Annotated in this window: 15 protein-coding genes; 12 read left to right on the top strand and 3 right to left on the bottom strand. The window is 40.4% G+C overall.

Annotated elements, in window-relative coordinates; translation table 11 throughout:
* Positions 1-110 precede the first annotated feature (110 nt).
* Both EES38_RS16925 and EES38_RS16920 read left to right on the top strand, forming a co-directional pair.
* Positions 111-650, top strand: a complete 540-nt coding sequence (locus EES38_RS16925) for an NUDIX hydrolase (RefSeq protein ID WP_124938403.1) — start codon at positions 111-113, stop codon at positions 648-650.
* Positions 651-886: 236 nt separating this feature from the next.
* Positions 887-2071 carry a class I SAM-dependent methyltransferase gene (locus EES38_RS16920; RefSeq protein WP_124938402.1) on the top strand — a complete coding sequence of 395 codons (1185 nt, stop codon included), beginning with the start codon at positions 887-889 and terminating at the stop codon, positions 2069-2071.
* Between the two features lie 58 nt (positions 2072-2129).
* Here the strand turns inward: EES38_RS16920 and EES38_RS16915 are convergent, their stop codons facing one another.
* Positions 2130-2519: a hypothetical protein gene (locus EES38_RS16915; RefSeq protein ID WP_243694220.1), complete on the bottom strand. Its 390-nt coding sequence runs from the start codon at positions 2517-2519 to the stop codon at positions 2130-2132.
* Between the two features lie 91 nt (positions 2520-2610).
* A complete protein-coding gene (locus EES38_RS16910; RefSeq protein ID WP_124938401.1) occupies positions 2611-3777 on the bottom strand; it encodes an aminotransferase-like domain-containing protein in 1167 nt (388 codons plus the stop codon).
* 123 nt (positions 3778-3900) lie between these two features.
* Here EES38_RS16910 and EES38_RS16905 point away from each other — a divergent pair, with 123 nt between their 5' ends.
* Positions 3901-4779 carry an AraC family transcriptional regulator gene (locus EES38_RS16905; protein WP_124938400.1) on the top strand — a complete coding sequence of 293 codons (879 nt, stop codon included), beginning with the start codon at positions 3901-3903 and terminating at the stop codon, positions 4777-4779.
* A gap of 249 nt (positions 4780-5028) precedes the next feature.
* On the opposite strand, the gene EES38_RS16900 is transcribed toward EES38_RS16905, so the two are convergent.
* Positions 5029-6258, bottom strand: coding sequence for a GGDEF domain-containing protein (locus EES38_RS16900; RefSeq protein WP_124938399.1), 1230 nt, complete (start codon positions 6256-6258; stop codon positions 5029-5031).
* A gap of 230 nt (positions 6259-6488) precedes the next feature.
* On the opposite strand from EES38_RS16900, the gene EES38_RS16895 reads away from it, so the two are divergent.
* From EES38_RS16895 to EES38_RS16855, 9 genes are all read left to right on the top strand, one after another.
* Positions 6489-6863, top strand: coding sequence for a late competence development ComFB family protein (locus EES38_RS16895; protein WP_124938398.1), 375 nt, complete (start codon positions 6489-6491; stop codon positions 6861-6863).
* An 18-nt stretch (positions 6864-6881) separates the two neighbouring features.
* Complete coding sequence (locus EES38_RS16890) at positions 6882-7169, top strand: HlyU family transcriptional regulator (RefSeq protein WP_124938397.1); 288 nt, start codon at positions 6882-6884, stop codon at positions 7167-7169.
* A gap of 299 nt (positions 7170-7468) precedes the next feature.
* A complete protein-coding gene (pntA, locus tag EES38_RS16885; RefSeq protein WP_124938396.1) occupies positions 7469-9004 on the top strand; it encodes a Re/Si-specific NAD(P)(+) transhydrogenase subunit alpha in 1536 nt (511 codons plus the stop codon).
* 11 nt (positions 9005-9015) lie between these two features.
* Positions 9016-10392: a Re/Si-specific NAD(P)(+) transhydrogenase subunit beta gene (gene pntB / locus EES38_RS16880; protein ID WP_124938395.1), complete on the top strand. Its 1377-nt coding sequence runs from the start codon at positions 9016-9018 to the stop codon at positions 10390-10392.
* 165 nt (positions 10393-10557) lie between these two features.
* Positions 10558-12003: a sensor histidine kinase VxrA gene (gene vxrA, locus EES38_RS16875; protein WP_124938394.1), complete on the top strand. Its 1446-nt coding sequence runs from the start codon at positions 10558-10560 to the stop codon at positions 12001-12003.
* Positions 11978-12640, top strand: coding sequence for a response regulator transcription factor VxrB (gene vxrB, locus EES38_RS16870; protein ID WP_124938393.1), 663 nt, complete (start codon positions 11978-11980; stop codon positions 12638-12640). The genes vxrA and vxrB overlap by 26 nt, the downstream gene beginning before the upstream one ends.
* A gap of 8 nt (positions 12641-12648) precedes the next feature.
* Positions 12649-13527 (top strand): DUF2861 family protein, encoded by an 879-nt coding sequence (locus tag EES38_RS16865; RefSeq protein WP_124938392.1) that lies wholly within the window; start codon positions 12649-12651, stop codon positions 13525-13527.
* Between the two features lie 60 nt (positions 13528-13587).
* The gene (locus EES38_RS16860; protein ID WP_124938391.1) at positions 13588-14736 is read left to right on the top strand and encodes a conjugal transfer protein TraF; all 1149 of its coding nucleotides are present in this window, start codon (positions 13588-13590) and stop codon (positions 14734-14736) included.
* 43 nt (positions 14737-14779) lie between these two features.
* Positions 14780-14923 carry a YoaH family protein gene (locus tag EES38_RS16855; protein ID WP_124938390.1) on the top strand — a complete coding sequence of 48 codons (144 nt, stop codon included), beginning with the start codon at positions 14780-14782 and terminating at the stop codon, positions 14921-14923.
* Positions 14924-16048: the final 1125 nt, after the last annotated feature.

Genomic DNA, 16048 nt, shown 5'->3' with positions numbered 1-16048 from the left:
CTGTGTCATAAAAGTAAGATAGCCTCAACCATCTAGTCGTTACACTTCTTTATCTTCCGCTTTTTTGTTAGCTTGGGGATAAGTAGAAACGTCACCGATAAAGGAAAGGTATGAAAGAAATCGAAACGCTAGACAGTAAAGTCGTATATCAGAACAAGTGGATGTCTGTTCGTGAAGATAAGATTAAAAGACCGAGCGGCGCCGAAGGGATTTATGGTGTTGTCGATAAGCCAGACTTTGCTGTAATACTCCCTTATCAGGATGGCTATGTCTATTTAGTCGAACAATATCGCTATGCAGTAGATAGTCGCTTCGCTGAGTTTCCTCAAGGAACTTGGGAAAGCAATCCCGAAGCTGACCACTTGTTACTTGCGGCGGGAGAGTTACAGGAGGAAACAGGGTTAGCTGCAGATCGAATGGAATACATCGGTTTTCAATATCTCGCTTATGGTTTCTGTAGTCAGGGATATCATATTTACTTTGCTACAGACCTTACTCAAGGAGAGACTAACCTCGATCCGGAAGAAGAGGGATTAGTCACTCAAAAAGTCCTTTTAGAAGACTTTGAAAAGATGATTCTTAGTGGTGAAATAAAAGATTCTACAACGATAAATACCTTTTCATTGGCTCGCATGAAGGGTTTGATTTAAATATAAAAAAGGGGGCTCTTCGGTTATAGCTCCCCATTTTTCTCCTAAAAACAATCCATCAACTTCGTCAATATCTGTTATTACTTTCACGAATAAATGCACAATTAATGTTAATAAAATGTGATTTGTGTTTTCTTTTGATCGGAGTAGCATGGTTTTTTAACGACAAATTTATGAGTTAACACTCATTTTCTACACAACTCATTAATTATTTTAAGTGATTACGGGAGGTCGTTATGCTTTTCGAAAGGAAGCTAGAAAAAATCATCGATGATCTAAGTTCTCATTACTCAGTGCCTATGAGCCTGCGTTTGTGGAATGGGAAATTGGTCAAATTTTCTGATGAAGAAAAAATTGTTGTAGATATTCCTAATATGAGTTCCTTAAAGCATTTTATTAACCCAACTCTCGATAAGTTGGGAGAAGCCTATGTCGAGGGGAAACTGGATGTTCAGGGTAAAGTAACTGACGTTATTAACGTAGCTACCCAACTGGTACAAGAAGGTCAAACGGTTAAACACGGATCTTCTCGACGTCATAAGCACACCAAACAAGTTGATAAAAACTCAATATCCTATCATTACGACGTTTCAAATGAGTTTTATAGTCAATGGCTAGACAAAAATATGGTGTACTCTTGTGGATACTTTCGTGATGAGAATGACTCTCTGGATTTAGCTCAAGAACAAAAGTTAGACCATATATTGAATAAAATTAACCTACAACCGGGACAAACATTACTCGATGTCGGTTGTGGCTGGGGCGCTTTGGTTATTCGTGCCGCACAAAAGTACGGTGCAATCTGTACAGGCATTACGTTGTCAGAAGAACAACTCAAAGAAGCAGAAAAACGCATAAAGGCGCTTGGCTTGGAGGATAGATGTAAAGTTAAGCTGGTAGACTATCGTGATATGGAAGGCTCATTCGATCGTATCACTAGTGTTGGTATGTTTGAGCATGTTGGTCTCGATAACCTACCGACCTACTTCAGAAAGTTAAATAGCCTACTTGCCGATGATGGCGTCATTATGAATCATGGAATAACGACAAGTGACCCTAACTCAGGTTCTGCGCCAGCGGGAGCAGGTGAGTTTATCGATCGTTATGTCTTTCCAAATGGCGAGCTGCCACACATCAGTTTGGTATTATTTGAAATGGCTAATGCCGGATTAGAAGCAACAGACATTGAAAATCTTCGCGTGCACTATGCTAAAACGCTAGATCATTGGGCTGAAAGGTTCGAAGAAAAATCGGAGGTTTTACAATCAATGGTGGACGACAAACATTTTCGTATTTGGCGAGTGTATTTAGCTGGATGCGCGCATGCATTCTACCAAAACTGGGTAGCACTACATCAAGTGGTCGCCACAAAAGCAGGTAAACAGGTGTTGCCCCTTACCAGAGAATACATGTACAAGTAAGGTTTATCCCATTCATTGCGTCAGACGGGAAATACATAAGTATTTCCCGTCTGTCGCGTTACAAGTGGCAGTTAAACCTTATTTGCGCTGTGCTTAAACGTGAGTGCAGGGCTAGTAATTTTTCGTGACCATAAGAGAATGCATGATAGAAGCGTTTTAAACACATAAGCGGTATATAGATGTTATCCAGGCAAACGCGTCTAAACGTCATACTGCGCTTTTCATCCTCAATGGCCGATAAAAGATCAAAAAACACTCGGCGCAAAAATAATTCCTGTAAAAGATTATTCTCGCTAGGGGAGCCTTCTCTGTGTACACAACCGATCATCTTACCCCAGTGAACATAATCTTGGATAACATCGATATCAAACTGAGAGTACTGGTTGGTATTAAAAGCATCTTGGGCTTTAAAAAAAGCGTTATAAATACGTTCTTGATTCAACATCATTAGTTACACCTCTTTTGTTAATGATAATTATTATCATTATATGTCAATGTTATCAAGTACTGTTTAAAAAGTGATAGCCCTAAACGTGAAACTAGACTGTCGTATTGATAAAGTTACTCTCAATTACCACACTTAATCGCTTAGCGGCGATTTCAACTTCATGCTCTTCGCAATTGGTGAAGTTGATTCTAATTCCAGCTTGAGCATCACGATTATTAGGGTAGAAAACGCAGCTTGGTACAATAGCAACTCCGTTATCTAATGATTCTTTTGCTAGCGCTAACGTATCGCACGGTGGGAGCGTAATCCAAATAAACATTCCTCCTTTAGTTTTATTGATCTGACAATAGTCGGGTAGATGGTGCTTAAGGCTCGAATACATTTGTTGGTATTTTTTTGAATATAACGTTCTAGTACGCTGTAAATGTGGTAGAAATTCAGGATGTGAGATTACTGAAAGAAAAAGCTGTTGTATTGGAAGACTGGAATGTAAGTCAGCAGCTTGCTTCACTTTAATCATTGGTTCAATTAACGCGCAGTGACCTGTTGCTAAACCTATTCTTAGTCCAGGTGAGACAATTTTAGAAAAAGATCGTAAAACGATACTGTTATCTGGACAATAATTAGACACCATTGGAAGCGTATTGTCTTCAAATGTAAGCTCACGGTATGGCGCGTCTTCGATTAGAGTGACATTGTAACACAAACATAGGCTAGCCACCTTTTCACGTATATCCAATGACCACGATATACCTGTAGGGTTGTGAAAATCCGGAACGGCGTAGAATAATTTTGGTTTATGTAAACGAAAACATCGTTCGAGACATTCTATGTTAGGCCCTGAGCTGGTCTGTTCAACAGTATGTATCGTTGCTTGAGCTAACGAAAATACTTGTAGCGCACCAAGATAACTTGGCGCTTCCATTACGATATTGTCACCGGGATTAATAAATGCACGGGCAACGAGATCTATGCCTTGCTGAGAGCCTGTTGTAATTAGTGCCTTAAATGATGTGGGTAGAGCATACTGTCTGGCTAAATATGACAGGAGTGGTTGATATCCTGCGGTATTACCATACTGAAAAACACTATCATTACTACGAATTTCCTTTAACCCTAATTCGATTATCTCCATAGGAAATGTGGCTTTGTTTGGGAGTCCCCCAGCAAGAGAAATTACGTCAGATGAGCTTGCGGCGGCGAGAATTTCTCTAATGTAGGAAGAAGGGGTACTTTGGAGTGAATGTGCAACTTGCATGTGTAATTCCTTGTCTCAACGGGATGAGTTTGGCTATAACAATAACCAGTAGAATACAAATAGTTGCACATTAGTGATTGTCTGTTTATGCTAACTACTATGTCCATTTATGCGGTAATCTAAATGAAATCGGCTCAAGCTATTATTAATTCGCGCATTAATGACGTTCTTTACTACATACATCAGGATATTAGCCGCGAGTTGTTAGCGTCAGACTTGGCAAAAGTAGCTGCGTATTCTGAGCAGCATTTTCATCGCCTGTTTAAAGAGTTTGTAGGTGAAAGCGTACACCAATACATAAAACGAACGCGTATGGAATACGCAGCCAATCAACTGATGTTTGATCCACATACGACCATTCTTGATATCGCCAACCGTTCTGGATTTAATTCCTTATCATCATTCAATCGAGCATTTAAAAGTGTGTTTTCTGTTTCCCCTGGAGAATGGAAAAAAACAGTTATTTCTGATCATGACAAGCCTTACCTGAGTGATGCTGAAGTTGCGGAAAGCTACCAAAGAATCTCGACTACAGAAGTTCAAGAGCCTGAACTCATTCAACTGCCAGATAGGTATGTTGCTTACGTTAGACATATTGGCTATAACCGTTCAATAAAACGTGCATGGCAGTTATTAAAAGCGTGGGCAATGGTGGAAGGTCGCTCATACAGTATTCAATATGGACTTCATCATTCAAACCCAATCTGGGTCGATTTGGACAAATGTCGTTATGTTGCCTGCATTGAAATTTCGCAGCCAATTAAAAATAGAACGATAGTCAATCAAATGACCATTCCAGGCGGATTGTATGCAAAATTTAATTTAAGTGGTAAGTATGGAGAACTGTTACCTCAGATAAGTCTTATTCAAGACCACTGGCTACCAGCGTCTGGATTAAAAATGAAATCGACACCAGCTTATGTTCATTATCATAGAAATCATTTCCTTGAAAAAGATGAAATTTTTGAGTTGGATTTCTTTCTTCCAATCAGTATCTATTGATTAAAATCACCTCTTAATAAAAGCGATAGTGACATACTTTAACTATTCGTAAATTGTCATTTAATCGTTATGAAAAAATGTTGTGGTAACTGTCGCCAGTACGAGAGAAAGTCATCGACAAGTGGAGATATGTGCTTGGCATGGGGAAATCCGACTAAGCCTGAGCGTTATGCCTGTGATTATTGGATGGAAAAACTGACGAAAAAGAACGTCGACAGAAACAGAGGCATGTAAAATTAACAGGATTAGTTACGATGTAACGACCCTGTTTCGCCCTTGTTTTTTGGCTTTATACAGTGCCTTATCCGCTATTTTCAATACTTCAACGGCTGTTGTTGCATCACTATTGCTGTCAGAAACACCAATACTTACGGTGACGCTTACGGTCTCTGATTTATTACTTCCACGGCGTTTCAAAACACCCAGTTTATCGTTTTTTGGGCGGGTATCTGAGTTGCGAAGCGTCATTTCATACTCGGATAAAGATTCACGTATTTCATCGAGTAGGGGTTTGGTTTCGTCAGAAAGCATATTCTTGTATATAACAGTAAACTCCTCTCCACCGTACCGATAAATTCTGGCTTTTCGGCCGAGTTGTTTTAAGCGGGACCCAACTAACCTAAGAACATCATCTCCAGCATCATGTCCATATGTATCGTTAAATTTCTTAAAATGATCAACATCAATCATCGCTACACTGTAACGTTTTTTGAGGTGTTGGATATCAGAGTCCAATGCCCGACGATTAGATAGACCAGTTAAAGTGTCCTTGTAAGCCATCGCTCTAACGTAGGTAATAATTGAGACGATCAGGAGTAACGCGTCCATCGAGAATAATACGGAAGAAATCGAGGTGATGTCGAATAGGACCATTGTGGTAGTAAAGAGAACCAGACTGGTGAAAATCGAGTTATTGATCTGTTTGCCTGTATTGAGGTAGAGAATCGCGCTGATTCCAACCAAAACGAGTAAGTACAGTATGAGTATTACGGGTAATGTAGACAGATCCTGGTACGAATAAAGGAGGGTACTTACCGTGTGATTTAGACCAAGTTCGCTATAGTACTCAATTGTTAGGTAAGCCCAACTGGTGAGAAGCACCAGAAATGCGAGGTAATAGAGAGTCTGTTTACTGAATAAGGTGGAATTTTTAAATAAAAATATTAAGTTAAGTGCTACTGGGTACAAGAACGCAAGTAGGCAATATTGAATGAATGTATGCTGCTGCGACAGGGGCGTCTGTAAGCGAAACTGTATAATTGAATAGGCTAGTACGCTTGCGAATATCAGCATGACAAGTCGCGAACGCTTGAACATGATTCCAAGTGTTACCGCTATAGAATAAAAAACATATGGAGTGGTGTAGAACCAGTCTTGAGTGAACGGAAGGGGTGCGAATTGTTCCGCCAACATAACGCTGGCGAATAACGCCAATAACAGCGGCAAAAAGAATTTTATTTTTGAAACGAATACATCCATTTAATTTTAGTTATTTACCCATTACGCTAACTGCATTACTGTACTGTAAAAATGCACATAAAGAAACTGAATGTGTAGGGTTATTGTTAAATAAGTCAGTAGTGGTTTGGCAACTTGTATGATGAGAGTCTACGATTTAAATCATCGCTTTGATAAATCTTTGTCACTTAACCTAAAGTAGGTCTATTTTACATTTATATCCTTCGCTGATAATTAACGGAGAACGTAATATGAATATCAGTTCCGATGTACATAACTATATGGAAACCCTTGTCGGGCAGATTCTAGCCATCGACCACTATGTTGATAAGTATACAGACAGTCAGCTTGCAGACTTAGCGTGTATTGCTTTGTCTCAATTACGTCCGGTCTATATCCGTTATGACATAGACTTTCTTTCTGCGTTACCTGAAGAAAAAGCAGTACATTTACGTAAGTGTGCTCATGATGCAATTGAAGCTGCCGAAAGTATGATCGCGGATGATAGACGTAAGCATAGAGAGCAAGATGAAATTCCAGTTGTTATGTCGGGGGCTAGATATGAAGAAGACCTTGAGTTAGAGTGGTTTGAAAAACCAATCGTTTCAAAAGCACACAAAAATTAAAATTTAAAGGAGCATTCTGTGGGATTTTTCTCATCCTTGTTTGGTGGCGCTAAAACCGAACCTGTTCAGGAAACCGTTGAGCCAGTGGAATATAAAGAATTTCTTATTTATCCTGAAGCGAAAGCGGAAAGTGGGCAATTTAGGGTTGCAGGACGCATTTGTAAGCCAACAACAGATGATTCAGAAGACAAAGAACATTTGTTTATCCGGTCAGATGTTCTTATGACCAAAGATGACGCAAATGAACTAATGATTCGTAAGGCAAAAATGTTCATCGATCAGATGGGCGACAAAATCTTCTCTTAAGTCAATCTTGGCTTGATTCAAATCAAATCTAATGAACCACAGGCGCATATAAGCTTGTGGTTTCTATCGTTATAAAACATTATAGAAATCCATAGAGTTTTGTTAGCAAATGATGCTTTATGTTTGTTAAATTAATTTTTATTCAATCCCTTTAGCGTCTTGGTTACGCGTGCTAACATTCGATATGGTTATAAGTAATTATAATTTCTATTTTTATTATAAATGACTTGAGGTTAATCTTCTCGTTCAATAAAAACATTAAAACACATATTCATTGTGCCAATAGTCAAGGAAAAACTATGCAAATTGGTGTGCCAAAAGAACTGCTCGCTGGAGAAACGCGAGTTGCTGCGTCACCGACTTCGGTAGCGCAGTTAATCAAGCTGGGGTTTGATGTGGCAGTCGAAACATCAGCAGGGGAAAAAGCAAGTTTTGATGATTCTGCTTTTGAAGCGGCTGGAGCCTCAATCGCGACTAAGGAAGAGATTTGGCAGAACAGTCTTATTCTGAAAGTGAACGCTCCAACAGATGAAGAAATCGAGATAATTAAAGAAGGGACGACGCTCGTTAGCTTTATTTGGCCAGCTCAAAATCCAGAGTTGATGGAAAAACTGACAACGAAAAAAATCAACGTACTAGCAATGGATGCTGTGCCGCGAATTTCTCGTGCACAGGCTTTAGATGCTCTTTCATCTATGGCAAACATCGCTGGTTATCGTGCCGTGGTAGAAGCGGCTCATGAATTTGGTCGTTTCTTTACTGGTCAAATCACTGCTGCAGGTAAAGTGCCGCCTGCGAAAGTGTTCGTTGCAGGTGCTGGTGTTGCTGGTTTGGCAGCGATTGGTGCTGCTGGTAGCTTGGGTGCGATTGTACGTGCATTTGACGTTCGACCTGAAGTAAAAGAGCAGGTTCAGTCAATGGGTGCTGAATTCCTTGAAGTCGATTTTAAGGAAAATTCTGGCTCAGGCGACGGTTATGCGAAAGAAATGTCTGATGATTTCAACAAGAAAGCAGCAGAACTTTATGCAGAACAAGCCAAAGACGTTGATATCATTATCACAACCGCGCTTATTCCTGGTCGTCCCGCGCCAAAACTAGTGACCAAAGAAATGGTTGATAGTATGAAGCCGGGTAGTGTGATTGTTGACTTAGCTGCGGCGAATGGTGGCAACTGTGAATATACCGTTGCTGACAAAGTCATCACGACAGCGAATGGCGTGAAAATTATTGGTTATACCGATATGGTGGGACGCCTTCCTACCCAATCTTCTCAGCTTTACGCGACAAACCTTGTCAACTTAATGAAGCTATTGTGTAAAGAAAAAGATGGCACCATCAACATCGATTTTGAAGACGTTGTACTACGTGGCGTCACTGTTGTAAAAGAGGGTGAAGTTACTTGGCCTGCACCACCGATTAAAGTATCGGCGCAACCTCAGGCGAAGGCAGCACCTGTCAGAAAAGCAGAACCAAAAGTTGAAAAACCAGTATCACCAACGAAGAAAATCGCAGGATTAGTCGTTGCAGTTGGTTTATTCGCATGGATTGCTTCGGTAGCACCAGCCGCATTTCTTGGCCACTTTACTGTTTTCGTTCTTTCATGCGTTGTTGGTTACTACGTCGTATGGAACGTAACGCATTCTTTGCATACACCGCTCATGTCAGTAACCAATGCTATCTCAGGTATCATTGTTGTTGGAGCATTATTGCAAATTGGGCAGGGGCATGGTTTTGTCTCGTTTTTAGCATTCCTCGCTATATTGATTGCGAGTATCAACATCTTCGGTGGTTTCACCGTGACCAAGCGTATGCTTGAGATGTTCCGTAAAGACTAAGGGAGTAACGTATGTCTGCAGGATTAGTACAAGCAGCTTATATCGTTGCTGCATTATTCTTTATCATGAGTTTGGCCGGATTATCGAAACAGACCTCAGCACGTGCTGGTAACTATTACGGTATCGCAGGTATGACTATTGCTTTGATAGCCACTATTTTCAGCCCTTATGCTGAAGGTCTTGGGTGGGTTATTGTTGCGATGGTTATTGGTGGCGCAATCGGTATCCATTTAGCAAAAAAAGTTGAAATGACCGAAATGCCGGAGTTGGTTGCTATTCTACACAGTTTTGTTGGTATGGCAGCGGTTCTTGTCGGTTATAACAGCTATCTGCACGCGGCCGAAACAGCCACACATGCTGAACACGTTATCCACCTGGTTGAAGTATTCATCGGTATCTTCATTGGTGCGGTAACATTCACTGGCTCCGTTGTTGCCTTTGGTAAGCTACGTGGTGTTATCAAGTCTTCACCGCTTAATCTGCCACACAAACACAAGCTAAATTTAGCGGCTATCATCGTTTCATTGTTACTGCTTAACTACTACCTCAATGTTGACGGTAGCGTATTTGCCTTGATCGTCATGACGCTAATTGCATTTGCATTTGGTTATCACCTTGTTGCTTCTATCGGTGGTGCTGATATGCCGGTTGTTGTTTCAATGCTTAACTCTTATTCAGGTTGGGCTGCAGCGGCAGCAGGCTTCATGCTAGCGAATGATCTGTTAATCGTAACCGGTGCCTTGGTGGGTTCTTCTGGTGCGATCCTTTCTTACATTATGTGTAAGGCAATGAACCGTTCATTCGTCAGCGTTATCGCCGGTGGTTTTGGACAGGAAATTGTGATCTCTGAGGATGCTGAGCAAGGTGAACACAGAGAAACAACGGCTGAAGAAGTGGCTGAAATGCTGAAAAATTCAAAATCAGTTATCATCACTCCTGGATATGGTATGGCTGTGGCTCAGGCGCAATACCCAGTTTACGAAATCACAGAGAAACTACGTGGTATGGGCGTTGAAGTGCGTTTCGGTATTCACCCAGTAGCAGGGCGCTTACCAGGACACATGAACGTACTCCTTGCTGAAGCGAAAGTACCTTACGACATTGTGTTAGAAATGGACGAAATTAATGACGATTTCCCCGAAACTGATACTGTATTAGTAATTGGTGCAAACGATACGGTTAACCCAGCAGCGCTAGAAGATCCAAACAGTCCAATTGCAGGCATGCCTGTACTGGAAGTTTGGAACGCTCAAAATGTTATCGTGTTCAAACGCTCTATGAATACTGGATATGCAGGTGTGCAAAATCCACTCTTCTTTAAAGAGAACACTCAAATGCTATTTGGGGACGCAAAAGAGAGTGTAGACGCAATTTCACGTGCGCTATAATATAAGTTGCTTATTATATTGTATTAAAAGCCAGCAATTGCTGGCTTTTATTTTATATAGCTTTAAATATTATTGACATCCATATAACATGAGCGTTTTACTAATTGATAATAATAACGATCATATTCATTGAACTTGTACAATGTTTCTGAGTCTAAAGGAACAATGATAATAAAACGTTTTGTGCTAGCGGTGGCGCTATTTACATCGTCAGTATATGCAGACTCTTTGCCGAGCAAAATAGATAAATTTGTTTCTACATTCAAATTTTCAGATGCTACGGTTTCTTATGATATAAGAAAGATAGAATCTGAATATCCTAATCGACTTTTGACTCCTGATGCCATGTTGCCTCAGACATCGAAATATCCGTTGAAAGACATTCAACAGTTATATCATTTGTCGCAAACATGTACGGGAGCCCTGCCGTTAAGCCCTTTAATCACTGAACCTTTAGTCTTTACGCGGTCAATGTGTAAAGGGACTCAGTTGGCGAAAAGATGGTTCGCCCGCAGTTCTTTGATTCATCCAGGTGGCGGTACGTATGCTGCTAGGTATGTAGAAAAATACCCGGATCGTTATGAAGCTTTAAAACAGTACATGCATATTCAGGAGCGTCCAAGAGCACCATCAGACAGTCTATTGGGTCGTCTACAAAATATGGATGGTGAGTCGGTTACAGCATTAATATCCGGCGCTAGCATGTTCAGCGAAAAAGACGAACTGTGGTTACGTAAAGGCGACCGCTATTATATTTTCCCCTCTGGTGTATGGCATACTAACGCCGAACAGTCGGGGTTGGAATTTCACATGGCCGGTTATGCTGAAACCTGTTTTGTGCAGAGAGGCAATCTGTGTTGGTCAGAACGCGATCAATCAGAAGTTCTTCGATATATTCTCGTTGGCTTAATTACCGCGAACGTATTTTTGATTGTGGCTTGGTTTTTCTATCGTTGGAATTCAAAGCGCAGAGAATTAAAAAGCCGTATGTTAGTGTTACAGATATTAACGCACGAGCTAAGAACACCGATAGCGAGTTTATCGTTAACCGTGGAAGGGTTTAGACGCGAATTCGAAAAACTGCCTGAAACTGTATATGAAGAATTTAGACGATTATGCGAAGACTCGCGCCGATTAAGGCAGCTTGCAGAAGCAAGTAAAGATTATTTGCAGTCTGATACCAAACCGCTCGCAACTGAATGGGTAACATCCGTAGCTGAGTGGCTTGAATTTAAAGTAGAAGAAGAATTTGACGGAAACGTTAAGTTTTCAATTAATGAAGATGTTTCAGCCTCGCTCAATGTATATTGGCTTGGAACATGTATAGATAATTTATTACGAAATGCGCTCAAATATGGCGTTTCACCGGTAGAATTAAACGTTGAAACGTCAAGTGACAAGGTCACATTTAGAGTAATCGACCAAGGGCAATTATCGCACAAAGATTGGCGTCAATTGCGTAAACCATTCGTTAGTAAGAGTGGTCTTGGTCTTGGATTGACAATTGTTGAGTCAATGGTTGACCGAATGGGAGGCAAAATGTCTCTTGTCGGACCGCCAACAACATTTATTTTGGAGATACCCTGTGAAACAGACGTTGCTTCTCGTTGAAGATGATAAAAACTTAGCTGATGGATTACTCGTTAGTCTTGAACAAGCGGGATATAACTGTTTGCATGCGGAAAGAATAGCTGAAGTCAAAGCCCATTGGGAAGAAGCTGATCTAGTCATTTTGGATAGACAGTTACCTGATGGTGATTCAGTCGAACATTTAGCAGATTGGAAAGCGTTAAAAGACGTACCCGTTATTTTGCTGACTGCATTAGTAACAGTAAAAGACAAAGTCGCAGGCCTCGATTCTGGCGCAAACGACTATCTAACAAAGCCTTTTGCAGAAGCTGAACTATTTGCACGTATTCGAGCTCAACTTCGTGCACCTGAAGGTCAAGACGATGATGATGCGGCAAAAGTAGTAACAAAGAATCTTGTAATTGACAAAGCGACTCGTGAAGTATTTTATAACGACGAATCAATCACTTTGACACGTACAGAATTTGATCTTCTGCTCTTCCTAGCGAGTAACTTAGGACGTGTATTTACACGTGATGAATTACTGGATCACGTTTGGGGTTATAATCATTTCCCAACAACACGTACAGTAGACACACATGTGCTTCAACTTCGTCAGAAATTGCCTGGCCTTGAAATTGAAACGCTACGTGGTGTTGGATACAAAATGAAAGCTTAGTGCATTGCATGAAAAGTAAGTTAATTGCAGTCATATTAGGAGCGGCAGTGGTCGCTCCTTATGCAAACAGCGCATGGTTCGAGAAGAACACGCCGCTAACTCAAGCCCATCAACATCTGTTGAACAACCAGCTTCCAGCTATGTTTGATTCGCTTGTTGAAGTGTGGCAAAGCCAACATTCCGTTTCTCTTAATGATCATCTCAACAGTCTTTTACGCCAATCTCTTAACGTTGATTGTGGTAAAAGCTTATCTGAGCAACCTTTTCCTGATTGGGTTAAGTCCATTACCATAAGAGCAATAGAGATTCAGAGTCCTGGACGAGAAGCACATCAAGTTATCGTTGATACGGTTACTAACAATGAAATTAAAGATATCTCGTTAACAAAATGGGTTAACAGCTCAATTTCTCAGGATGCTTCATTCAACCAACTTAATAGTGATGGCGTTAATAAAGGCGAATTTGCCTACATTAAGCGATACAACTTAACATCTCCTCTCGATATTGGTTTGTATAGGCTAATCGTGACTAAAGACGACAGTACTTCTTGGAGTACATGGGTAATTCTTGATCAAACAAGCGATGAACATTCTGTACACTGGATTGCTAAAGACCAATGGAACGTAAAAAAAACCGCCATTCCTAACCCATATTGTCCATTACCTAAGCTTAATGTTTCTGTGTACCAATATGTTGATGGTAAATATCAGGAACGGTGGCATAAATCCTACGATTCTGATTATCCTTCGATTTTGGAGTCGAACAATCTACCACCTAATCGTTATGTCTTAGCTGTATCGATGAACCACCAACGTTGGCAAGGCCCAATTGCGATTGAACGTTCTCAGGTTATTAGCAAAACTTACGACATTTCTCCGGAAGAATAACTAAAGAAACCTTAATTCATGCCGTTATATATCTAAGCATTGTTTTGGATAGATAACGTCATGAATATTAAGTCTAAATTTATTGTAACGGCTATAGCTTCCGCTTGTTCATTAAGTGCTTATGCTGGCTCGTACTCTGTTGAGGCACGTGGTGATGCCATGGGGGGAGTCGGGGTTGTGTCCGCAACGTACCTTACTGCTCCATTTTATAATCCAGCATTAGTGGCTATATATCGTCGTAATGATGATGCCGGGATGATATTACCAGGCTTAGGACTTAACTATGATGACCAGGATAACATGGTCGATACAATGGACGGAGTTGCAGACCTCATTGATAAAATCAATGGCGGTGGCGGTTCGGCCAGTGATGAAGCAACATTACAATCCTATCTTGATGATCTTGATGGCAGTCAGCTAAAAGTTGAACTAGGTGCCGCCGCCGCAATTGGTATTCCAAACTCCTATCTTTCAATGAACATTTTTGGGAAGGCCTATGCGGAAACGTTTGTCACACCTGATGTTGATACGACCAGTGGTACAACATTAGAAAGAGCAGAAAACACCAAAATAAATGCTGTTTCAGTGGCTGTAACCGAGGCCGGCCTGAACATGGGTAAATACATAAACTTTCTCGGTCAGCATATGGCTGTAGGTATTTCGCCTAAGTTACAGCGCATCTACACTTATGTGTATCAGGCGAGTGTTGATAATTTCGACCTAGCTGACGTAGCAAAAAATAATAACGCCGTGAATACGTTTAACATTGATACTGGCGTTATTTGGTTTTACGGTCCGATGCGTGTAGGTTTATCTGGACGAAATCTAATATCTAAAACCATCGAGACGAATACGTTTGGCTCAGGGCAATCGTACGAGTATAAATTAGAACCACAATACACTCTAGGTGTTGGACTAGTCGCAGATTATGCGACTATCAGTGTGGATTATGACTTAAACGAATTAGACCGTTATGTTGGTTTTGATGATAATACCCAGATGTTACGTGTTGGTGCTGAGTTAGATATTCTTCGCCAGTTGAAACTTCGCGTTGGTTACATGAAAAACTTAGCTTATGAAGATAGTGAAGAGACGTTTACTGCAGGTATTGGCCTTGCGCCATTAGGCCTATTTGAAATTGATATTGCGGGTACGTATACCAACGAAGATGCAATGGGCGCGTACGTCAATTTCCTTGCAACGTATTAATGATATCGATATTCTTACGCTCCTCAAATGAGAAGCTTTTTTTATGTTTGATGATCTTTCCCTTTCACATGAAGAGCAACAGAAAGCTGTAGAAGAAATTCAAAAGCTGATGGCGCAAGGTATTAGTACCGCAGAAGCGATCAAAATTGTTGCTCAACAAATTCGCGAACAGTCCGAAAAAGAATAACCACCAAAAGTAGGGAAGGGCACATGTCCCTTCTTACTCACTCTCGATTGTTTTCTAACATTCCTGCTTTAGATTAAAACACTATTCTGCACCACAAAGAGTCTTAATTAATGGCTATAGTTTTAGCTACATTTAATAGTTAGTTTACCTAATAAATAAAGATTCTGATAACAACGATCTTTGTTTACGAATAGCTATTATCATTAATAACCAATAATTATCAATTAGTTAGAACAGGTTATTATATTGCAGCCAGATAGGTTAATGAGCACTAACTAACAAAATGATCCGCGTAAGATCAAAGTGAAAACCTTACTCTTATCGTCTAGCTTTTTACACGGCTACCTTTAAAGCACTATAACTAAAAAATTTGCAAGTAGACAAAACATAGATTAATCACACATAAAAAGCTTATGAATTAATTTTTACCCTCTAATTCTTTACGTAAACAGATTATTTATCACAAATGACAAATATATGAGAACCACAGGTAGTCACGAGTAATCTTGAAGGATTCTTCAATTATTGCTGTGTCACTTGTTAAGTCGGCATTCTGCCGCGCATCGGAGTGTACCTCCAGTATCTAACTAGTATTGGCTTTCCTCCGTCGTGATTGATTCCGTTTTTAATGTGGTTCAATTACGAAAAACGCTTAATCAAACTTAACTCCGCATTGGCTATAAAATAACTGAAACGAGGTTAGACCATGGCAGTATGCAACAAAAAGGCAACGATACGTAAGGAAAGTGTAGCTTTCAACAAAGCGTTTGCATTAATCTTTCAACAGTGCAAACGTGTCGAGTTCTGAGTGTAAACTATCGAACGTCGCGGCCACGTTACTCATAAATGTGAAAGCCAGACCACCTGATGTTATTGCGCAGGTAGTTAAGCGCTTTAATCACTTGTAACTGCTGATATATGGGGCCCGTATAATCGGTAACTAACAGAAACGTTCAAATGTTAAACCTCCACCCTTAAGTGCGCATTATCTATCAATGGGTAAATAAGACTATGCACGTTTGGATTCTTCTAAGACGTTGATTAGTCGGGGATTCATAGCCTTTTCGTGCATCAAACCATGTACGACATTTTCGTCGTCTTCGTGTAACAAATCACCAAGTTTAA

The organism is Vibrio viridaestus (assembly GCF_003856525.1).
Lineage (GTDB): Bacteria > Pseudomonadota > Gammaproteobacteria > Enterobacterales > Vibrionaceae > Vibrio > Vibrio viridaestus.
The sequence above is the reverse complement of the archived record's forward strand: the minus strand, read 5'-3'. Positions and strand labels throughout refer to the sequence as shown.